Below are 21,360 nucleotides of genomic sequence, written 5' to 3' on the forward strand. Positions count from 1 at the left end.
TAGAGAAAGTGGTGCAGCCCACCGCCGCGCCCAAGCCGCAGGCCTATGTGCCGCCGGTGGTCAATCCGCCGCCGGTCACCTCCACGGCCAACGCCATCCAGGCCACCACCTCGGACCCGGCGCCGCAGCCGGCGCCCACCCCCGCCCCGGCGGTGGAAGCGCCCAAGGGACCGGTGTCGGCCAAGGCCAACTGCAGCCAGCTGCAAGCCCCGGAGTATCCGAGCAAGGCGCAGCAGGACGAAATCCAGGGCGTGGTGCGCGTGGCCTTCCAGGTGGGCGACAACGGCCGCTTCAGCCACATCGCCAATATTTCGTTCGACGGCGGCATCCCGCCGCGTTACCGCAGCGGCTTCCAGTCGGCGATCAGCGCCGCGCTGCAAGGCTACAGCTGCAAACCCAACAGCCTGTTGAGCCAGGAATTCGGCTTCAAACTCGATTCCGGCGAATGAGCGCGAGCGCGCCTCGACCGGAACAAGCAATCTCTAGGAGAACCAGAACATGAGCAAAATCACCCGCATCGCCTTCACCGCCGTGGCCCTCTTGAGCAGCCTGAGCGCGCTGGCCGCCGAAACCGCGCACGTGACCAGCAACCCGTACGGCATCGACGCCCTGTGGGCGCAAGGCGACATCGTCGCGCGCGGCACCCTGATCATCCTACTGATCATGTCGGCGGCCACCTGGTATGTCGGCATCGTCAAACTGCTGGAACAACGCCGCCTGCTGAAGCAAGGCCGCGAACTGCTGGCGTCGCACGGCGCGGAACTGCAAAAACGCGCCAGCGAACTGGCCGACGAAGGCATGTTCAGCGCGGTGGCGGCGGCCGGCATCGACGCGGCGGGCGAACACAAGGGCGAACTGGCCGGCCGCGTGGACCTCAACACCTGGGTGTCGATGGCCATCTCCGACGCGGTGGACTCCGCCAGTCACCATATGCAAAACGGCCTGTCGGTGGTGGCCACGGTGGGCTCCACCGCGCCGTTTGTCGGCCTGTTCGGCACGGTGTGGGGCATCTACCACGCGCTGACGGCGATCGGCATGTCCGGCCAGGCGTCCATCGACAAAGTGGCGGGCCCGGTGGGCGAGGCGCTGATCATGACGGCGATCGGCCTGGGCGTGGCGGTGCCGGCGGTGCTGGGATACAACTGGCTGGTGCGTCGCAACAAGCTGGTGCTGGACATGGTGCGCGTGGTGGCCGGCCGCCTGCACGCCAGCCTGCTGAACGCGCGCTGAGGCGTCGACGATGAAAGGGCGCAACGCAAGATTCGGCCAAGGCCACGGCAAGGGCGACGAAGACGCGGTGATGTCCGCGATCAACACCACGCCGCTGGTGGACGTAATGTTGGTGCTGCTGATCATCTTCCTGATCACGGTGCCGGTGGTGACGCAGACGGTGAAGATGGCCTTGCCGAAGGAAAGCAATATCCCGACGCAGACCAAGCCGGAAAACATCGTGCTGGGGGTGGACACCGGGAACACCATCTACTGGAACACCACGCCGGTGAAGACGCAGGAAGAGCTGCTGGCGCGGCTGGTGAAGGAGGCGAAGAAGGATCCGCAGCCGGAAGTGCACATCCGGGGCGACCTGGGGGCGAAGTACAGCCCGATAGGCCGGATCGTGCTGGCGGTGCAGCAGGCGGGGATCGTGAAGATCGCCTTCATTACCGAACCGCCGCCGCGGAACTAGAAGGGAGAGCAAGATGGGAATGAACGTAGGCTCGTCCGACGACGAACTGATGGTGGAAATGAACACCACGCCGCTGATCGACGTGATGCTGGTGCTGTTGATCATGCTGATCATCACCATTCCGATCCAGACGCACGCGGTGAAGCTGGACATGCCGGTGAGCAGTCCGGCGAAGCCGATGGAGAAGCCGGTGGTGGTGCAGATCGACATTGCGGCGGACAACGGGATCTTGTGGAACGGGGAGCGTTTGGCGAACCGGGAGGCTTTGGAGAAGAAGCTGACGGAAGCGGCGGGGAGGGTGCCGCAGCCGGAGTTTCACATCAAGCCGAACAAGGACGCGGGGTACGAGCCGGTGGCGATGGTGTTGGCGGAGTCGCAGCGTTTGGGGGTGACCAAGCTGGGCATTGTGGGCTCCGAGCAGTTTGTGCAGTGATCCCGCGGGCCTGACCAAGGCATGCCTTATATATGTCTTGTATATATGTTGTCTTTGTCATGAAATTGATATTTGACCCGTTGTGAGGAAAAGGCAGCCTTTAGGCTGCCTTTATCTTGTTGTTGTGAGCCGGCCCGGCATTTTCACCGGAACCAAAACAAGGAAAACAGGGCCGCAGAGAAATGGAGTGAAAGGAACCCCGATGAAAATGAAGTTAGCCCTGATGGCCGCCAGCCTGTTGCTGGCCTGGCAAGCGCAAGCCAGCGCGGTGTCCGGCATCGACAAACAGCATTTCGACAACGCGGTGCGTCCGCAAGACGATATCTATCACGCGGTCAACGGCGCCTGGGTCAAGCACGCGGTGCTGCCGGCGTCCGAAGACAACGACGGCGCCTTCAAGCAATTGCGCGATCTGAGCCTGGAGCGCAGCCGCAAGCTGATAGAAGAAGCCGCAGCCAAGCCGAACGCGTCGCCGGAGGCGCAAAAGATCGGCGACCTGTATCACAGCTTTATGGACGAGGCCGCGCTGGACAAACTGGGCCTGGCGCCGCTGCGCGGCGAGCTGGCGGAGATTGCCGCCTTGAAGGACAAGCGCGCGATGGCGGCCTGGATGGGCGCGGCGCAGGGTCTGGGCGTGCAACAGCCTTTGGCTTTTTACGTTGAGGCGGACGCCAAGGACGCGCGGCAATACCTGGCCGGCCTGTATCAGAACGGCCTGAGCATGCCGGACCGCGATTACTATCTGGGCAAGGACGCGCGCTTTGAGAAAGCTCGCCAGGCCTATCGCGCCTACCTCGCAAAATTGTTCAAGCTGGGCGGCTACGCGGAACCGGAGCAGCGCGCCCAGCGCGTGTTCGCGCTGGAAACCAGGCTGGCCGAAGCCCAGTGGAGCAAGGTGCAGAACCGCGATCCGCAAAAGACTTACAACAAGATGAGCGTGGCCGAGCTGAAAAAGCGGGCGCCGGGCTTTGACTGGCAAGCTTTTCTGGACGCGGCCGAAGCCGGCGGTGTCAGCGCCGTCAACGTCAACCAGCCCAGCTACGCCCAGGCCTGGGCCAAGCTGGCGGCCGAGTTGCCGCTGCAAGACTGGCAGGACTATCTGACGGCGCAGACGCTGGACGCCTACGCGCCCTATCTGGACAGCGGCCTGGCGCAAACCCGTTTCGACTTTCACGGCAAGGCGCTGGCCGGCACGCTGGAACAGCAGCCGCGCTGGAAGCGCGGGGTGAAAGCGGTGGAGGGCAATTTGGGGGAGGCCCTGGGCAAGCTCTACGTGCAGGCTTACTTCCCGCCGGAGTCCAAGGCCAAGATGGAAGCGCTGGTGGGCAATTTGATGAAGGCCTACGCCCAGAGCATAGACACGCTCAGCTGGATGAGCCCGGCCACCAAGAAGGCCGCGCAGGACAAGTTGTCCAAATACATGCTGAAGATAGGCTATCCCAATAAATGGCGCGATTACGGCGGCCTGACGATCAAGCGGGACGACCTGGTGGGCAACATCAAGCGCGGCTCCTTGTTTGAATACCGCCGCATGCTGGCCCGCTTGGGCAAGCCGGTGGATCGCGAGGAGTGGGGGATGACGCCGCAAACCGTCAACGCTTACTACAACCCGTCGCTGAACGAGATCGTATTCCCGGCCGCTATTCTGCAGCCGCCGTTTTTCGACGCCAAGGCAGAGGACGCAGCCAATTACGGCGGCATCGGCGCGGTGATCGGCCATGAAATCAGCCACGGATTCGACGATCAGGGCAGCCAGTTCGACGGCGACGGCAATATGCGCAATTGGTGGACGGCGGAAGACCGCGCCCGCTTCGATCAACTGACAGGCAAGCTGGTGGCGCAGTACAACGGCTACGAGCCCTTGCCGGGCAAGCACATCAACGGCGAGTTGACGCTGGGCGAAAACATCGCGGACAACGCCGGCCTGCAAATCGCCTACAAGGCCTACCAGCTGTCGCTGGGCGGCAAGCCCGCGCCGACAATAGACGGCATGAGCGGCGACCAGCGCTTTTTCTACGGCTTCGCCCAGGTGTGGCGCACCAAGATTCGCGATGAGGCCTTGCTGTCGCGCTTGGTGACCGATCCGCATTCGCCCGGCGAGTTCCGGGCCATTGGCGCGACGAGCAATAGCGATGCCTTTGCCGAAACCTTCGAAGTCAAGCCCGGCGACAAGATGTTCAAACCGAAAGACGAACGCATCCGTATTTGGTAAGACCGCCGTTTGCGGCCTGCTAGGCGTCGGCATGAAAGGAAAGGTCGGGACCTCCCGGCTTTTTCAATGAGCCGGCGCGTAGCATGGCTGCAATATGGTGGGCGCATAGTGAGCTGAACTTGGCGCTTGAACCGGCTGGGGTCCGACGGGGCGGTTCGGTCGACGCCTCGGAGCAAAAACTCTAAAAAAATGGATTTTCCCATAAGGCCGGGGGATAATGCCGGCCAGCATTCAGGAGAGATAGGCTGATTTGATGAAGTGCGTTGACGATTTCAGACTGCGGCTGGGCAAGCAGGAGCTGGTGCCCATCATGATTGGCGGCATGGGCGTGGACATCTCCACCTCGGCGCTGGCGCTGGAGGCGGCCAGGCTGGGCGGCGTGGGGCATATTTCCGACGCCATGGTGCCCACGGTGACCGACCGCCGCTTCAATACCAAATACGTCAAAGACAAGCTCAAGCAGTACAAATTCAATGTTGAAAACAGCGACAAATCCGTCGTGCAGTTCGACTTGGGTTTGCTGGCGGAAGCTACCCGCATGCATGTGGGCAAGACCATGGAAGCCAAACGCGGCGATGGCCTGGTCTTCATCAACTGCATGGAAAAGCTGACCATGAACGCGCCCAAGGACACCTTGCGCACGCGCATGCATGCCGCGCTGGACGCCGGCATCGACGGCATCACCCTGGCTGCGGGTCTGCATCTGGGCTCCTTCGCGTTGATGGAAGATCACCCGCGTTTCCGCGACGCCAAACTCGGCATCATCGTCTCCTCGCTGCGCGCCCTGCAGTTGTTCCTGAAAAAGAGCGCGCGCAGCAACCGCCTGCCGGACTACGTGGTGGTGGAAGGCCCGCTGGCCGGCGGCCACCTGGGCTTCGGCATGGATTGGGCGCAATACGACCTGGCCGTCATCGTGGCCGAAATCCGCGATTGGCTGCGGGCCGAGCAACTGGACATCCCGCTGATTCCCGCCGGCGGCGTGTTCACCGGCAGCGATGCGACCCAATTCCTGGAGATGGGCGCCGGCGCGGTGCAGGTGGCTACTCGCTTCACCGTGGCGCGCGAATGCGGCCTGCCGGAGAAAGTGCAGCAGGAGTACTTCAAGGCCAATGAGGACGACATCGAAGTTAACCAACTGTCGCCCACCGGCTATCCGATGCGCATGATCAAGCACTGTCCGGCCATCGGCGACGGCATTCGCCCCAATTGCGAAGCTTACGGCTATCTGCTGGACGCCAAGGGCGGCTGTTCTTATATCGATGCCTACAACCGCGAAGTGGCCGCCCACCCCGGCGAGCGCCGCATCAAGGTGTGGGACAAGACCTGTTTGTGCACGCAGATGCGCAATTTCGATTGCTGGACCTGTGGCCAGAATACCTATCGTCTCAAAGACACCACAGTTCAGCGCGAAGACGGCAGCTATCAACTGCTCAGTGCCGAGCACGTGTTTCACGACTACCAATACAGCAAGGATCACCAGATCGCCTTGCCGGAGTTGGAGAGCATTGTGGTGGCTTGAGCGCGACAAGGCGCGGCAGGCAAAAAAAACCGGAAGGGAGGCTTCCGGTTTTTTTTACGTATTACGTATTTTCACGTAGTTACCTTGTGATTGTCATTATTTAAAATGGAAACATAAATACCATTTAAATAATTTAAAATAATCACTCTAAGTCTCCGTGAACCATACATTCATTCAGGCCGCCGTTTTGGGCGGCTTTCTTGTTCCCGCAGCCGGAGCGTCCGCGTTGGACGAACACATTCTTCGGCATCAGCAACAACAACTGGAGTTGCAGCGGGAAGAGCTGCAACGGCGGCCTGATGTGCTCCAATCCCCCTCCACGCCCAGTCCCGCCGCTCTGCCCGCCGCCGCGAGGTCTCATGAAGGCGCGTGTTTCACGGTGAAGCAAATCGCGCTGGAGGGCATGCCCGTCGCCTGGCGCGGCTGGCTGCCTGCGGCGGCGGCCCGCTGGCAAGGCCAATGCCTGGGCTTGGCCCAACTGGACCAAGTGGTGGCGGAGCTGAGCAATGCGATGGTGGAGCGCGGCTATGTCACTAGCCGGGTGTATCTGCCGGAGCAAAACCTGAAGCAGGGGCGCTTGCGACTGGCGGTGGTGCCCGGCCGCATCCATCAAATCCGGCTCAAGGACGGGCCGGGCGACCGCAGTCTGGCGTCCGCCTTTCCGCAGGGGGCCGGCGACATCCTCAATGTGCGCGCGCTGGAGCAGGGCCTGGAACAACTGGGGCGGGTACCCACCCAGCAGGCGACGATGGAAATCGTCCCTGGGCAACAGCCGGGTGAAAGCGATGTGGCGGTCAGCCGCAGCCGCGCGCGCCAGCTGACCGGGCAACTGAGCCTGGACGACAGCGGCCAGCCCGCCACCGGCAGGCTGCAGAGCAACGCCAGCCTGCTGCTGGGCGGCGCCACCGGCTTCAACGACCTGCTGTCCCTTTCCTGGAGTCAGGACGCCGAACATGTCTCCCACCCGCTGAGCCAGGCGCATACCGTGTCCTGGCTGCTGCCCTGGGGCGATTGGACCGCCTTCGCCAGCTATAGCGCGTTCGCGTACCGGCAAACGGTGCAGGGCGTCAACCAATCCTTCTCTTCCAGCGGCCATAGCCGCAATACCCTGCTGTCGCTGGCGCGCTTGCTTCACCGCGATCAGAGCAGCAAAACCGAACTCAAGGCCAGCCTGACCCGCAAAGCTTCGCGCAGTTTTATCGAGGATGCGGAAATTGCACAGCAACGCCGCGATCTGACCATCGCCGGACTGGAACTGAGCCATCGCCGCTATCTGGGCGAAGCGGTGCTGGACGCCTCGCTGGCGTATCAGCGCGGCATCGGCGGCTGGGGCGCGCAAAACGAGGCGCAAACAGCCGCCTCCGGCTTCACCGCCCGCCATGAACTGTTTCAAAGCCGGCTGGCCTTGCAGCTGCCGCTGCGCCTGGGCGGCCAGGCCTGGCGCTGGAGCAGCGAACTGCGCGGCCAGTACAGCGCCGATCCGCTGCTGCCCTCGGAACAGTTTTCCATCGGCAGCCGTTACACCGTGCGGGGCTTCAACAGCAACAGCCTCAGCGGCCGCGGCGGCCTGTACTGGCGCAATGAGTTGAGCGCGCCGCTGCCGGCCACGGCCGGCGCGCAGCTGGAAGGCTATCTGGGCCTGGACGCCGGCCGGGTGTCGCATCCGGCTTACGCCGACGATACCAGCCGCAGCCTTTCCGGCTGGGCCGCCGGCCTGCGCGCGCAGTTGGCGGGCAAACTCAGCGCCGAACTCAGCCACGAACGCGCAATGCGCCAGCCGCAAGGCTGGAACCGGCCCGCCATCACCCATTTCAATCTGACTCTGCTCTGGCAATAAGCCCGTTTTGCCGAGCTCCCGGCCTTGAGCGTGCGTTCAAGGCCGGGCCCTGCCCCGTTTCGACGACGTCATCATGAACAAAACACTCTATCGCATTATCTTCAACCAAGCGCGCGGCCAACTGATGGCGGTGCAGGAAACCGCAAGCGGACAGGGCAAGGGCAGCGGTCGCGGCCAGAATGCGGCGGGGGCGAGGTTCGCCGCCGTGCGCGGCTTTGGCTTCAAACTATGCGCGCTGTGGGTGGGCGTCAGCCTGGGCAGCGTCGCGCTGGCGGCGGACATCGCGGCGGATCCCGGCGCGGCGGCCGGCAAACGGCCGACGGTGATTCAGGCCAACAACGGGTTGCCGGTGGTGCAGATCGCCGCCCCCACCGCCGCCGGCGTGTCCCACAACCAGTACCAGCAGTTCAACGTCGGCCCCAAAGGGGCGGTGCTCAACAACAGCGCGCAAGTCGTCAATACCCAGCTGGCCGGCTATGTCGGCGGCAATCCCAATCTGGCCGGCGGCAGCGCCCGCATCATCCTCAACGAAGTCACCCACGCCAACCCCTCGCAGTTGAACGGTTATCTGGAAGTGGCGGGCCAGCGCGCGCAAGTGGTGGTGGCCAACCCATGGGGCATCAGTTGCAGCGGCTGCGGCTTCATCAATACTCAGCAAGCGATGCTGAGCACCGGCACGCCGCAACTCAACGCCCAGGGCGCGCTGACCGGTTTTCAGGTCAACGGCGGCGCCGTCAATATCAGCGGCGCCGGCCTGAACGCCGGCAATGTCGATAAATTCGCCATCATCAGCCGCGCGCTGCAAGTGAACGCCGACCTGCACGCCAAGCAACTGGAGCTGGTGCTGGGCCGCAACCAGGTGGACGCCGACACCCTGCAGGCGCGGCCGCTGGCGGCCGACGGTTCCGCCGCGCCGGCCTTCGCGCTGGACGTGGCGCAACTGGGCGGCATGTACGCCAACGCCATCCGCCTGGTGGGCACCGAGGCCGGGGTGGGGGTCAAGCAGCAGGGCGAGATGGCGGCGCGGGCCGGCGATCTGCAGCTGAGCAGCGCTGGCGACCTGGTGCTGAAGGGCAAGACTTTCAGCCAGCAGGACATCAAGCTCAACAGCGGGGGCAAGCTGGAACACAGCGGCCAGACCCGCAGCCAGGGCGCCTTGCAAGTGACCGCCGCCGACGCGGCCCAACTGGAAGGCAGCCTGACGGCGGGCGGCGGGCTGGGTCTGGACGCGGCCGCGGTGGCGGGCAAGGGCAGCGTAGCCGCCGGCGCCCAAGCCGACGGCAAATTGGGCGAGGCCGGCGCGCTGACGCTGCGCAGCCGCGCGAGCCTGGATTTCCATGGGGAATTGCTGGCCGGCGGCGATGTGAACATTCAGGCGGGTAGCGCCCAGTTGCAGGGCGCGGTTGTTGGCGCCAGCCACGGCGATTTGAGGGTGACGGTGGACGGCGAGTTGAATGCTTCGCAAGCCAAGCTGGGCGCCAAGAATCTGGCTCGTTTGCAAACCGGCGAGGACATCAAGCTGCAACAGGGCGCGCTGAGCGCCGGGCAGTTAGAACTGCAGGCGAGGGCACTGGATAACCGTGGCGGCCTGATTGCGCAAAGCGGCGCGGCGGCCAGCTCGGTGCGCTTGCAAGGCGTGTTGGACAACCGCGGCGGGGTGATCTCCAGCCAGGGCAAAACGCTGAGTGTGGACGCAGAGGCCATCGACAACCGACATGGCGAAATCAGTCATGCCGGCGCGGACACGCTGCGAGTGAGCGCGGACAAAATCGACAACCGCGAGCAAGGCAAGCTGCACAGCGACGCCAAAGCCGAGATCAAGACGGCGGAGCTCGACAACGCGCAAGGGCGGTTGACCGCCTTGCAGGGCCTGGAACTGAACGCCAGCCGCGTGCTGCGCAACGATGGCCTGCTAGGCAGCGACGGCCAGTTCAAGTTGACTGCCGGGCAGCTGGAGAACGGCGCGGGCTTGATCCAGGCGGGCAGGGACTTGCAACTGACGGCGGCCAGCGTCAGTAATGCCGACAAAGGGCAAATCATGGCGCTGGGCAAGGACGCTGCCAGCAGCCTGGAGATCAGTGGCCAGCTGAACAACCAGGGCAAGATCGCCGGCAATGCCGGGCTGAGCATCAAGGCCGCCGACATCGACAACCACGGCGGCACGCTGCAGTCGGCCGACGAGTTGAAGCTGGAGAAGCAAGCCAGACTGAACAACGATGGCGGCCACATCGTCGCCAAAGACCTGAATTTGAAAGCGGACACGCTCAGTAACCAGGGCGGTGAAGTCTTCGCCCAGCAAGCGCTGGACGCCAAGCTGCAGCAGCTGAACAACGCCAAGGGCAGCCTGATTGGTTCGCAGAGCCTAAGTCTTAGCGCCAGCGAAGTGCTGCGCAACAATGGCCTGCTCGGCAGCGATGGTCAGTTCAAGCTGACGGCCGGGCAGTTGGAGAACGGCGCAGGCCTGATCCAGGCGGGCAAGGATTTGCAACTGACGGCGGCCAGCGTCAACAACGCCGACAAAGGCCAGATACTGGCCTTGGGCAAGGACACCGCCAGCAGCCTGGAGATCAGCGGCCAGTTGAACAACCAGGGCAAGATCGCAGGCAACGCACAGCTGGATATCAAGGCCGCCGATATCGATAACCACGGCGGCACTTTGCAATCGGCCGCGCAGCTGAATCTGAGCAAACAAGCCGGCTTGAACAACGACGGTGGCCACATCGTCGCCAAGGATCTGAACCTGAAAGCGGGCACGCTCAGTAACCAGGGCGGCGAAGTCTTCGCCCAGCAAGCGCTGAACGCCAAGCTGCAGCAGCTGAACAACGCCAAGGGCAGCTTGATCGGCTCGCAGAGCCTGAGTCTTAGCGCCAGCGATGTGCTGCGCAACGATGGCCTATTGGGTAGCGACGGCCAGTTCACGTTAACGGCCGGGCAGCTGGAGAACGGCGCGGGCCTGATCCAGGCCGGCAAGGACTTGCAACTGACGGCGGCCAGCGTCAGCAACGCTGACAAAGGGCAAATCTTGGCGCTGGGCAAGGACGCCGCCAGCAGCCTGGAGATCAGTGGCCTGCTGAACAACCAGGGCAAGATCGCCGGTAATGCCGGGCTGGATATCAAGGCTGCCGACATCGACAACCACGGCGGCACGCTGCAGTCGGCCGGTGAGTTGAAGCTGGAGAAGCAAGCCAGCCTGAATAACGACGGCGGCCACATTGTCGCCAAAGACCTGACCCTGAAGGCGGATACGTTCAGCAATCAGGGCGGTGAAGTCTTCGCCCAGCAAGCGCTGGACGCCAAGCTGCTGAAGCTGAACAACGCCAAGGGCAGCCTGATTGGTTCGCAGAAGCTGAACCTTACCGCGAGTGCCTCACTGCACAACGATGGCCTGCTGGGCAGCGACGGCCAGTTCAAGCTGACGACCGGCCAACTGGAGAACGGGGCCGGCCTGATTCAAGCGGGCAAGGACTTGCAACTGACGGCGGCCAGCGTCGACAACGCTGACAAAGGGCAAATCTTGGCGCTGGGCAAGGACGCCGCCAGCAGCCTGGGGATCAGCGGTCAGCTGAACAACCAGGGCAAGATCGCCGGCAATGCCGGGCTGGACATCAAGGCCGCCGACATCGACAACCACGGCGGCACGCTGCAGTCGGCTGGCGAGTTGAAGCTGGAGAAGCAAAGCAGCTTGAAAAACGATGGTGGCCACATCGTCGCCAAAGACCTGAACCTGAAAGCGGATACGCTCAGCAATCAGGGCGGTGAAGTCTTCGCCCAGCAGCAGCTGGACGCTCAGCTGGGACAGCTGAACAACGCCAAGGGCAGCCTGATCGGCTCGCAAGGGTTCACTCTCAGCGCCAGCGAAGTGCTGCGCAACAATGGCCTATTGGGTAGCGACGGCCAGTTCACGTTAACGGCCGGGCAGTTGGAGAACGGCGGGGGACTGATCCAGGCGGGCAAGGACTTGCAACTGAATGCCGCCAGCGTCAGCAACGCCGACAAAGGGCAAATCTTGGCGCTGGGCAAGGACGCCGCCAGCAGCCTGGAGATCAGCGGCCAGCTGAACAACCAGGGCAAGATCGCCGGCAATGCCGGGCTGGACATCAAGGCCGCCGACATAGACAACCACGGCGGCACGCTGCAGTCGGCCGGCGAGTTGAAGCTGGAGAAGCAAGCCAGCTTGAACAACGACGGCGGCCACATCGTCGCCAAAGACCTGAACCTGAAAGCGGACAGGCTCAGCAACAAGGGCGGCGAAATCCGCCACCTGGGACAGACCATGGCGCAATGGCAGGTGCGCCAGCGTCTCGACAATCAGCAAGGCACGCTGTTCAGCAACGGCGGCCTGACGCTTGCTGCTCATTCCTTGAACAACCAGCAGGGCTCGTTGAGCAGCCTGGGCGCGCAATCATTGCAATTGGCCCAAGGTCTGGACAATCAGGGCGGCGCCCTGGTCAGCGGACAGGGGCTGCAACTGCAGCTGGGCGCGGCCTTGAGCAACCAAGGCGGCACGGTGCAAGCCGAATCCTTGCAAATGCACGCGGCTGGCCTGGGTAATCAGGGCGGCAGCATCAAGGTGTTGGGAAGCGGCGACGGCAAGGTCAACATCAGCGGGACGCTGGACAACTCCGCACAGGGTTTGTTGGCCGGCAATGGCGGTCTGGAGGTGAACGCCGCGGCCTTGGACAACCGTCAAGGCGTTTTGCAAAGCGCGGCCAAGCTGGGCGTGCAAGTGGCGCAAGTGGCGCAGAACCAGGGCGGCAAAATTCAGGCCGGGCAACTGCAACTGAAAGCCGCCGAGCTGAACAATCAGCAGGGTTTGCTCAGTCAAGCGGGAGACGGCGTGGCCAAGCTGGAGTTAAGCGGCCAGCTGGACAATAGTCTGCAGGGCAAGGTGCTGTCCAACGGTCAACTGCAGGTGACGGCGGCGGGCTTGCTGAATGCTGGCGGCACGCTCAGCAGTCAGGGCGATCTGCAGCTCAGCGCGAGCGGAGCGCTGGACAATCGCCAGGGGGCTTTGGGCAGCAACGACGCCTTGAAGTTGGACAGCGCCAGCGTGGATAACGCCGGCGGCCTGATCCAGGCCGGCCGCACTTTGGCCTTGGACAGCGGCAGTCTGCTCAACCAGGGCGGCAAGCTGTTGGCGCTGGGCAGCGGCGACAGCCGCGTGACCCTCAGCGGGCAATTGAACAACGGCGGCCAGATCGCCGGCAACGGTGATTGGCGGATCAAGGCGCAAGGACTGGACAATGCCGGCGGTAGCCTGCTGAGCGTGGGCAGCTTGGGCATCGACACCGTGAGCCTGGGCAATTCCGGCTCCTTCCTGGCCGGCAAGGATTTGAGCCTGACCCTGGCCAGCGACTTCATCCACGCGGCGGGCAGCAAGCTGCAAGCCAATGGCAAGCTCAGCATCAGCAGTGGCGGAAATCTGATCAATAGCGGCCAGCTGCAGGCCGGCGGCGATTTGGTTTTGAACGGCGTCAGCTGGACCAATAGCGGCGAGGTCAACGCAGGCGGCAAACTCAGCGCTGCACTGAGCCAGGCGCTCAGCAATAGCGGCAAGCTCAGCGCCGGCAGTTTGCAACTGAACGCCGCCAGCGTGCTGAACACCTACTCCATCACCGGCGGCGATATCTCCATCCAGGCCGCCAGCCTGGACAACGGCGGCAACCAGGGGCTGATCGCCTCTGCCGGCAATATGGCGCTGGATATCGGGCAAACCTTGAATAATCACGACGGCAGCTGGTTGTATAGCCAGGGTGATATGCGCATAGGCAAGGCCGGAGCGGCCGTCGGGCAGGTGATTAATCATGTGGCGACTTTGCAGTCTGATGGCAATATGTTTATTGATGCGGGGAGGGTGAGTAATGAGTCCAGTGTATTACTGGTGACTCAGAAATCGGAGCAGTATATTGAGAGTCGTAAGCTGCTTCCCGGTTATAAGGGGGTTGAGAATTTTAATTTTTCGTCTGGGGTCAATGTTGTTGAGTGGATGACAACGGAGCTTGAGTCGAATAGCTGTATAACGAGAGGGACTAGTTGTCATGATGTTACGGTTTACAATTATCTTAAGCGAGAGGTTGTTTCTGATGATCCTGTTAATAAGGTATTGACGGTAAAAACTATTGGGGCAAGTAGCCGTAGGGAGCCAACTGCAAATCCTCGTTGGGGTGGTTTGTTTGGTGCATCTACCCTGAAAGAGGAAAAAATATACTATTTCGATAAAAGGGATGGTGTTTATAGCGCGATTATTGGATTTGATCCCAAGTTGCATTTGCTTCCTAATGATCTTAAAGGTATTGCTGAGAAGGCTGTTGCTGGTCGGGATTTTGTTGCTGAAAGCGGAGAGGTAGAAAGGGTTTCTACCGTTTCTGTGGTAACAGATCATGTCGAGGGGGAACTGCTTCCAAGCCGAGTTTTTGTTGGGAAAGATTTTTTTGTGAACTCAATGGCTGTGCAGAATAAGTACAGCACAATAGCAATTGGTGGGGGCGCTTTTGTAAAGGGTGGGGAGATAGATAATGTTGGGCAAAATGTAGAAAAAACTGTCAAGGTGGATTCTGTTGGTAGGTTTACTAATATTTTTTCAAGGAATCCCGTTCCAGAATGTGGAGTGATTTGGGGCAGGAGTATTTGTCAATCTAGACCATTGCCATCAAAAACAACTACAGAAAAGTTAGGGTCAGTTGGTGCCTCAGTTAGTTCCGGTCAAAAACTCACACTACAAGCCCCCACCATTTCCAACGGCAAGGCTTCTCAGCTCGATATCTCTCTAACTACCGGCGATAGCCAGTCCAAAGTGACGGCGGTAAACACCACGGCGGGCAAGGCTTTGGCGCAAGCCGATGGCGACATGGCCAGCGCGGGCAAGAATCTGGGCGGCAAGCCGCTGGATGCCGTCGCCTCCGCGCAAACCTTGGCCGGGCAGCTGACAGGCGCGCAAGCGGCGGCGGATCTGCAAAAATCAGCGGTGGGCGGCCAGGCCGGCGCGCAGTGGGATGGAGCCAAAGCCGCGGTGCTGCCGCAACAAGTGTTGCTGGAATCCGCCGGCACCAAGGCGGCCAACCCGGTAGCTGGCGGTTATAGCTTGCCCAATAACGGCCTGTTCCAGACCCGCCCGGCACCGGCGCAGCCTTATTTGGTGGAAACCGATCCGCGCTTTACCCAATACGGCAATTTCATTTCGTCGGATTATCTGCTCAAACAATTGGGCTACGACCCCAGCCGCGTGGAAAAGCGCCTGGGCGATGGTTTCTACGAGCAGCAATTGGTCAGCCGCGCAGTGACGGAACTGACCGGTAAGCGCTTCATCGGCGGCAACGCCAACGCAACGCAGCAGTACCAGCAATTGATGAGCCAGGGCGCGGAATACGCCAAGAAATTCCAATTGACGCCGGGCGTGGCGCTGTCCGCGGAGCAAATGTCCCGACTCACCGCGGACATGGTGTGGCTGGTCAAGCAGAATGTCGACGGCCACGACGTGTTGGTGCCGGTGGTGTACCTGGCCAAGGCGCAGGAGCAATCGCTGCGCGGCCAGGGCGCGGTGCTGGCCGGCCGCCATATGGAGCTGCTGGCCGATGGCTCGCTGATCAATAGCGGCACCCTGAAGGCGGACAACAGTCTGTTGGCGCAGGCGGGCGATATCCGCATCGAAGGCGGCAAAGTGCTGGCTGGCGGCGATCTGGGCCTTGGCGCTCGCCACGATCTGCTTGTTAGCGACGACAAGCAACATAGTCAGGTCGGCAGCGTGATCCAGGCGGGCAGCTTGCAGCTGCAGGCCGGCAATGATCTCAAGCTGCAGGCCGTGCAGCTGCAGGTCAGCGGCGACGCGCAACTGCAAGCCGGTCACGATCTGGACATCACCAGCCGCGAAAACCGTTACAGCTATGGGGCCAACACCGGCCGTAGCCAGTACAGCTATCAGCAAGTGGACCATGTCGGTAGCGCGCTGCAAGTGGGCGGCAGCCTGGGTTTCAACGCCGGGCACGACCTCACGCTTAGCGGTGGGGAGGTCAAGGCCGGCGGCAAGTTGCTGGCCGTGGCCGGCAATGAGCTGACCCTGCAATCCACACTGGACAGCAAACAAGGCCAGGGCAGTTGGAATGGCTGGGGTTGGGGCGCGTACTCGACGCTGGACCAGATCCGTCATGCCACCCAGCTGCAGGCCGGCGGCGATATGCTGCTGCAAGCCGGCGGCAATCTAGCTCTCAACGGCTCCCAGGCCCAGGCCGGCGGCGGCCTGCTGGCGCTGGCCGGCAAGCAGTTGACGCTGCAGAGCGAGGCCAACACCAAGCAAGATATCGGCAGCAGCGGGGGCAGCAGTCACAACTGGCGGACCGATTCCCTGACGGTGGCCGCGCTCTCCGGCAAGAACGACTTGCAACTGCAAGCCGGCGACGACGCCTTGCTGAACGGCGCCAGCCTGCTTAGCGGCGGCAAGTTGGGCCTGTCCGCCGGCAACGACATCAAACTGGGCGCGGTGGCTACGGAAAACCGCAGCGACAACAGCTGGGGCCAGGATGTCCACAATAATTACGACCTCACCCAGCACGGCAGCGCGCTGCGGGGAGAGACGGGGCTAACGCTGTTGGCAGGCCGGGATATCGCCGCCCAGGCCGCCAGCCTGTCCAGCGACGGCGAGGCCGCGCTGGCGGCGAGACGCGACATCAGCTTGGGCTCGGTGGCGAACCTGCACAGCGATTACAGCAAGACGGTGCGTTCGTCCGGCGGCTTCATGCGCAAGAAAACCACGGTGGACATCAGTTCTCATCAGAGCGCCACCCAGGTGGGCAGCAATCTGTCGGCGGACAAGGTCACCGTCAGCGCCGGGCGCGATCTGGGCATCCAGGCCAGTCAGGTGGCGAGCACGGACACGGCATCGCTGCAAGCGGGCAACGACATCCGCGTCCAGGCCGGCACCAACGCCAGCCAAAGCTTCCAGTACCACTACGAGAAGAAGTCCGGCTTCTTCGGCACGGGCTGGGGCGGTTTCATGATAGGCAGCAAAGAGCTGAGCGACGCGATGAATGCCCAAGGCACCACCCAGAGCCAAAGCAAGAGCCTGGTGGGCAGCTTGAAGGGCGATTTAACGGTGCAGGCCGGCGGCAAGCTGCTGGTGCAGGGCAGCAGCCTGAGCGCCTTGAACGGCGACGTGGCGGTGGGGGCCAACTCCGTGTTGGTGCAGGATGGCCGGGACGTCATGGTGGTGGACCGCAGTCATGTGGAGAAGCAAAGCGGCTTCTCCATGAAAACCGTGAATACGCTGAAAGACACGTTCGACAACCTGAAAGAGATCGTCAGCACCCGCCGCGGTTTTGGTCTGGTCAAGGGCGTGGGCGCGGAGATATCGGCCTTCGCGCTGTCCAGCAGCAGTCAGGACATGTCCTATTCCTCGCTGGAGCAGGGCTACCAGCAACATAACCGCACCGTTAGCAGCGTGGGCAGCGCCATCCTGGCCGGCGGCGACATCAAGCTGTTGGCCAGCGGCACGCCGGCGCAGCTGCCGGGCAATGGGGACTTGTCCGTTGTCGGTTCCAGCCTGCAGGCCGGGGGCAAGGTGGACTTGTTCGCCAAGGGCAATGTGGACATCCTGGCGGGCGTCAACGACAGGCAAGACGGCTTCAGCAGCTACAGCCACGCTTCTCGCGCCTCTTTGTACACGCCGCAGCTCGGCGATCTGGTTCGCGCGTTTGAGGGCGTGCCCAACCACAGCGGCACCTCGCTCACGCCGTACAACCAGGCGCGGCAGGACGGCAACGGCAGGCAGAACGACCAGCAACTCAACCCCAGCCAGGTTCGCGGCGAGCAAATCCGGGTGGTCAGCCTGGGCGGCGACGTCAACGTGGTGGGCTCCACGCTGCAGGGGGTGAAAGACGTGACCGTGGCGGCGGACCAAGGCAGCGTCAACGTGCTGGCCGCCACCGCCCATTACCAGTTCAGTCAGGACAACAGGGGCTTTACTCTGGGCAATGTCGGCGGCGGCAATCACTCCGCCACGGTCGGCGTCCAGCACACAGAGGACAAAGCTTTGGGCAGCGGCAGCCAGCAAAGCGTTGCCCTCAGCCAGATCACCAGTCTGCAAGGCAATGTCGCGCTCAGCGCCGCCGACGCGGTGCGAGTGGCCGGAGCCCAATTGGCGGCGGGGCAGGATTTGACCTTGAGCGGCAAGTCCGTGCAAATCCGGCCCGGCGTGGATCAGGATAGCCGCGTCGAAACCCATCATATGGACCAATGGGGCGTTACCGCCGGGGTCAGCAGCCCTGTGCTCAGCGCGCTGGATGCGGTGGATAAGATGGGCCAGGTGGCGGCGGGCGGGCAGAATGCCGATTCACGCACCCGCGCCTTGGCGACGGGCACCGCCGCCTTGGCCGCGTACAACGGGTATAAAGCGGCCCAGGCGGCGGCTGACGGTCAACTGGTGTCAGCCAGCGTTACCATCGGCGCCAACCGCAGCGACAGCAAGCAGGAAACCCAGTCCCTCACGCATACCGGCACCCGGTTGGAGGCGGGGAGAGACCTGCTGATACAGGCCAGCGGCGGCGGCAAGGACTCCAATATCGATATTGTCGGCAGTCAATTGCAGGCCGGCCGTAATGCAACGCTGAAGGCGGACAATCAAGTTGCGCTGCAGTCGGCACAGGACAGCAGCAGCTTGCGCGGCGAGAACAGCGGCTCCGGCTGGGGCGTGGGCATTGGCGCTTCCTTCGGCCAGGGCGGCTTCAGCGTTGGCGTCACCGCCAATGCTAACCACTCCTTCGGCGGCGAAAGCGGCGACACCGTCGATCAACGCCACGCCACGGTAAACGCCGGCAATACCTTGACCCTGCAATCCGGCGGCGATGCCGTGCTCAAAGGCGCGGAGGCGCGTGGCCGGGAGATTGTGGCCAACGTCGGCGGCAATCTGGACATCCAGAGCCAGCAAGACCTGCACCAGTACCACAGCAGCGGAAAGAGCCTGGGCGGCAGCGTCACCGTTGGACTCGGCTTCAGCGCCAGCGGCAGTTACAGCCAGCAAAAGATGGACAACGACTACGCCAGCGTGCAGAACCAGTCCGGCCTCAAGGCCGGAGACGGCGGCTTCCAAGTGGCGGTCAAAGGCAATACCCATCTCACGGGCGGCGTCATCGCCAGCAGCGACAAGGCGGTGGCGGACGGCAAGAATAGCTTGAGCACCGGCACGCTGACCGTCGGCGATGTGCAAAACCACGCCAACTACAGCGGCAGCAGCATCAGCCTGGGTGGCAGCGGCAGCATGAAGGGCGGAGAGGTCAAGTTTGGCTCCATGGACGCTGTGGGCGGGCAAGATATCCATGCTCAGCAATTCGGCAACGGAGGCGGGGCCAACGCCTTCGGCGCGATAGCCGCCCATGAGAGCGCGGACAGCGTCACCCGCGCCGGGGTCAGCGGCGGCAAACTGAGCATCGCCGACAGCGCCGGCCAGCAAGCCTTGACCGGCCAGACGGCGGAGCAAGCCGCCGCGGCGCTCAACCGCGACGTCAGCAGCGACAGGGACGGCGCAAATTCCCTACAGGACAAGTTCGACAAGCAGCAACTGCAAACCACCTTCGCCGTGGTGCAGGCGCTGACCGAGCAGATCAGCGTGTTCACCGCCGCTAAGGCTGCGGAGGCCAAGGCGGCGAAAGAGGAAGCGGACAAGGCGCAAAAGAATCCGGCCAAGAGCGATGCGGAGAAGGAACGCCTGCAAGCGACGGCGGCCAATGCCGCCAAGTGGGCGCCAGGCGGAGCCTACAGCCAGATCCTCATCGCGGTCACCGCCGGTATTGGCGGCAATGTGGCCAACGGCCTTGGCGGCATGGAGCAAAACGCCGGCATCGCCTATCTGCAAGGCCTGGGCGCTCAGCAGGTGAAAGCACTGGTTGACGGGATGGAGGGTGGCGCCAAGACGCCGGAAGGCGAAACCGTCCGCGCGGTATTGCATGCCGCGCTGGCCTGCGGCGGAGCCAGCGCCAGCGGGCAGAGTTGCGGCGCGGGAGCCGCCGGGGCCGCCGCTGCGGTGGCGCTGAACAATGCGTTGGACACGCTCCAAAAAACCAGCCCGGACACCATGACGGCGGAACAGAAGTTGCAGCGTGAAAGCCTGGTGAGCGGTTTGCTGGCGGGTTTGTCGGCCGTCACAGGCGGAGCGGACACCGCCGCGACTACGGTGAATGCGGCGAAGACGGAGTTGGAAAATAACCAGTTTGGGGATAGTACTGTAGATCAGTATCTCTATGCTGGGAAAAGTCGTGGAATCAGAGCATTAGTTGAGAAAGCAAATCAGAAGGGCAGCTCCCAAGGCTTGGTGCTGGCTGCCGCCTTCCTAACGGCTCAAGGCACTCCCGCAGCTATTGCAGCGGCTAGAGCGTGTATGAGCAATCCGTTATGCCTAAATGAGTTAGCTATCTCGTTAGGAGAAGTAGCTGCGGGCGATGCATTACCTACTGGATTAGGGGTTGGTGGAGCTGCACTTATAAAATCGGTTGAGAAGTATAGGGCTTTGGAAGCTGCAGGAGAGAAAGCGGAAGCTGCTATAGTTCTTGAAGGTGCGGTAAAGAAAATTGCTGGACTGCGTGCGGCTGGAGACACCGCTAAGTTGTCTCAACTAACTGCCCATGCTAATCAACAATTATTAGATGCAGTAAATGCTATTCCGTCTAAGAATCAAGCGTCAAAAATAGCAACAATGATTGCTGCTTTTGATCCTGAGACTGGTAAGGTTGCGATAGGTTATAGCTCGGGTTTTAGGAAGGCAGAGGATCTTAGTCCGCTTACAGTAAAGTATGTGGAAGAGCGGCTTGGTGTTACAATTGGAGAATTTACAAACCTTTGTTCGAACAGGGTGGGTGCTTGTGCGGAAATATCTGCAGCAGATAAGCTGATCCGCCAGGGAGTTCGGCCAGAAAGTATTGAATTTACCCAGGCTGTTCGTCCACTGACGATTTTGAAAAATGGAGGTGTTATGGAAGAAAAGGCGATTATTTCTACTTGCGGAAATTGTCAAAGAACTTGGCCAAAAGGAGAACGGGCGCAATGACGCTGAATAGTAGTTGGGAGCCGGGGTTTGGCTCGATATTTACTTGGTTCTGCATGGATAAGCATGGTCGAATAGCTATGATGGTTAACAATGGGTTTGGAAACTTACCTAGAAGTTTGCTGCGACTTGATGATGTGGAAAGTCGTTTGGATGAACTGAATGAATTGGTTTGGGGCGAGTCGGAGAGGTTTCAGCACAACTTTCATCACCCGGAAGCAAGTTATGAATTGGTTTTTTATTCTAAGTGCAACAATAAAGGGTTGGCTGATAGGGTGCAGGTAGAGGCAAGCCTGTTGCAGTCGTTTGGCAGAGTTCCGGAAGGCTCGGATTTGAGTGTTCCAATTAAGCATGGATTCTATCTTTATCATGCGGTTGAGGGTAGTTTTCAGGGGGAGGATTTTCCCGTTGGCTACCAAGGCGAAGTTGAGATGGGGGATTATTTTAAATTTCTAGCGCCGACAGTGAGTTCCTCCATTGATGATCTGCCCGCTGAGTTGAGGAGTGTTGTTTGTATTTCTGATGTGGTGGACTTTGAGGTTCAAAGTGTTTTGGATAATTCTGAGATTAACGACCTCTTTGTTCGTCAGTATTGTTGATGGTTTTTTTGGGGGGCATCGTGAATTTGCAAGGTAGGCCGATTGCTTAGAT

The 21,360-nt window shown here is 61.6% G+C and carries 8 protein-coding genes and 1 pseudogene; all 9 read left to right on the forward strand.

Annotation, left to right across the window (positions count from 1 at the left end; genetic code table 11):
- Nucleotides 1-449 (forward strand): annotated as a pseudogene (locus HA052_RS14645) (energy transducer TonB); the annotation flags it as partial.
- A 49-nt stretch (nucleotides 450-498) separates the two neighbouring features.
- A complete protein-coding gene (locus HA052_RS14650; RefSeq protein WP_081551353.1) occupies nucleotides 499-1,230 on the forward strand; it encodes a MotA/TolQ/ExbB proton channel family protein in 732 nt (243 codons plus the stop codon).
- Nucleotides 1,231-1,240: 10 nt separating this feature from the next.
- Nucleotides 1,241-1,684 (forward strand): ExbD/TolR family protein, encoded by a 444-nt coding sequence (locus HA052_RS14655; RefSeq protein WP_043631007.1) that lies wholly within the window; start codon nucleotides 1,241-1,243, stop codon nucleotides 1,682-1,684.
- Nucleotides 1,685-1,697: 13 nt separating this feature from the next.
- On the forward strand, nucleotides 1,698-2,117 hold the full coding sequence (locus HA052_RS14660; RefSeq protein ID WP_166452437.1) for an ExbD/TolR family protein: 420 nt from the start codon (nucleotides 1,698-1,700) through the stop codon (nucleotides 2,115-2,117).
- A 202-nt stretch (nucleotides 2,118-2,319) separates the two neighbouring features.
- Nucleotides 2,320-4,329 (forward strand): M13 family metallopeptidase, encoded by a 2,010-nt coding sequence (locus tag HA052_RS14665; RefSeq protein WP_166452438.1) that lies wholly within the window; start codon nucleotides 2,320-2,322, stop codon nucleotides 4,327-4,329.
- 253 nt (nucleotides 4,330-4,582) lie between these two features.
- Nucleotides 4,583-5,848 (forward strand): nitronate monooxygenase, encoded by a 1,266-nt coding sequence (locus HA052_RS14670; protein WP_166452439.1) that lies wholly within the window; start codon nucleotides 4,583-4,585, stop codon nucleotides 5,846-5,848.
- A 226-nt stretch (nucleotides 5,849-6,074) separates the two neighbouring features.
- Nucleotides 6,075-7,685: a ShlB/FhaC/HecB family hemolysin secretion/activation protein gene (locus tag HA052_RS14675; RefSeq protein WP_166452440.1), complete on the forward strand. Its 1,611-nt coding sequence runs from the start codon at nucleotides 6,075-6,077 to the stop codon at nucleotides 7,683-7,685.
- Nucleotides 7,686-7,758: 73 nt separating this feature from the next.
- Nucleotides 7,759-20,712, forward strand: coding sequence for a two-partner secretion domain-containing protein (locus tag HA052_RS14680; protein ID WP_166452441.1), 12,954 nt, complete (start codon nucleotides 7,759-7,761; stop codon nucleotides 20,710-20,712).
- Nucleotides 20,709-21,308, forward strand: coding sequence for a hypothetical protein (locus HA052_RS14685; RefSeq protein ID WP_166452442.1), 600 nt, complete (start codon nucleotides 20,709-20,711; stop codon nucleotides 21,306-21,308). Before HA052_RS14680 ends, HA052_RS14685 begins: the two co-directional genes overlap by 4 nt.
- Nucleotides 21,309-21,360 lie beyond the last annotated feature (52 nt).

This window comes from Chromobacterium fluminis (assembly GCF_011602385.1).
Classification (GTDB): domain Bacteria; phylum Pseudomonadota; class Gammaproteobacteria; order Burkholderiales; family Chromobacteriaceae; genus Chromobacterium; species Chromobacterium fluminis.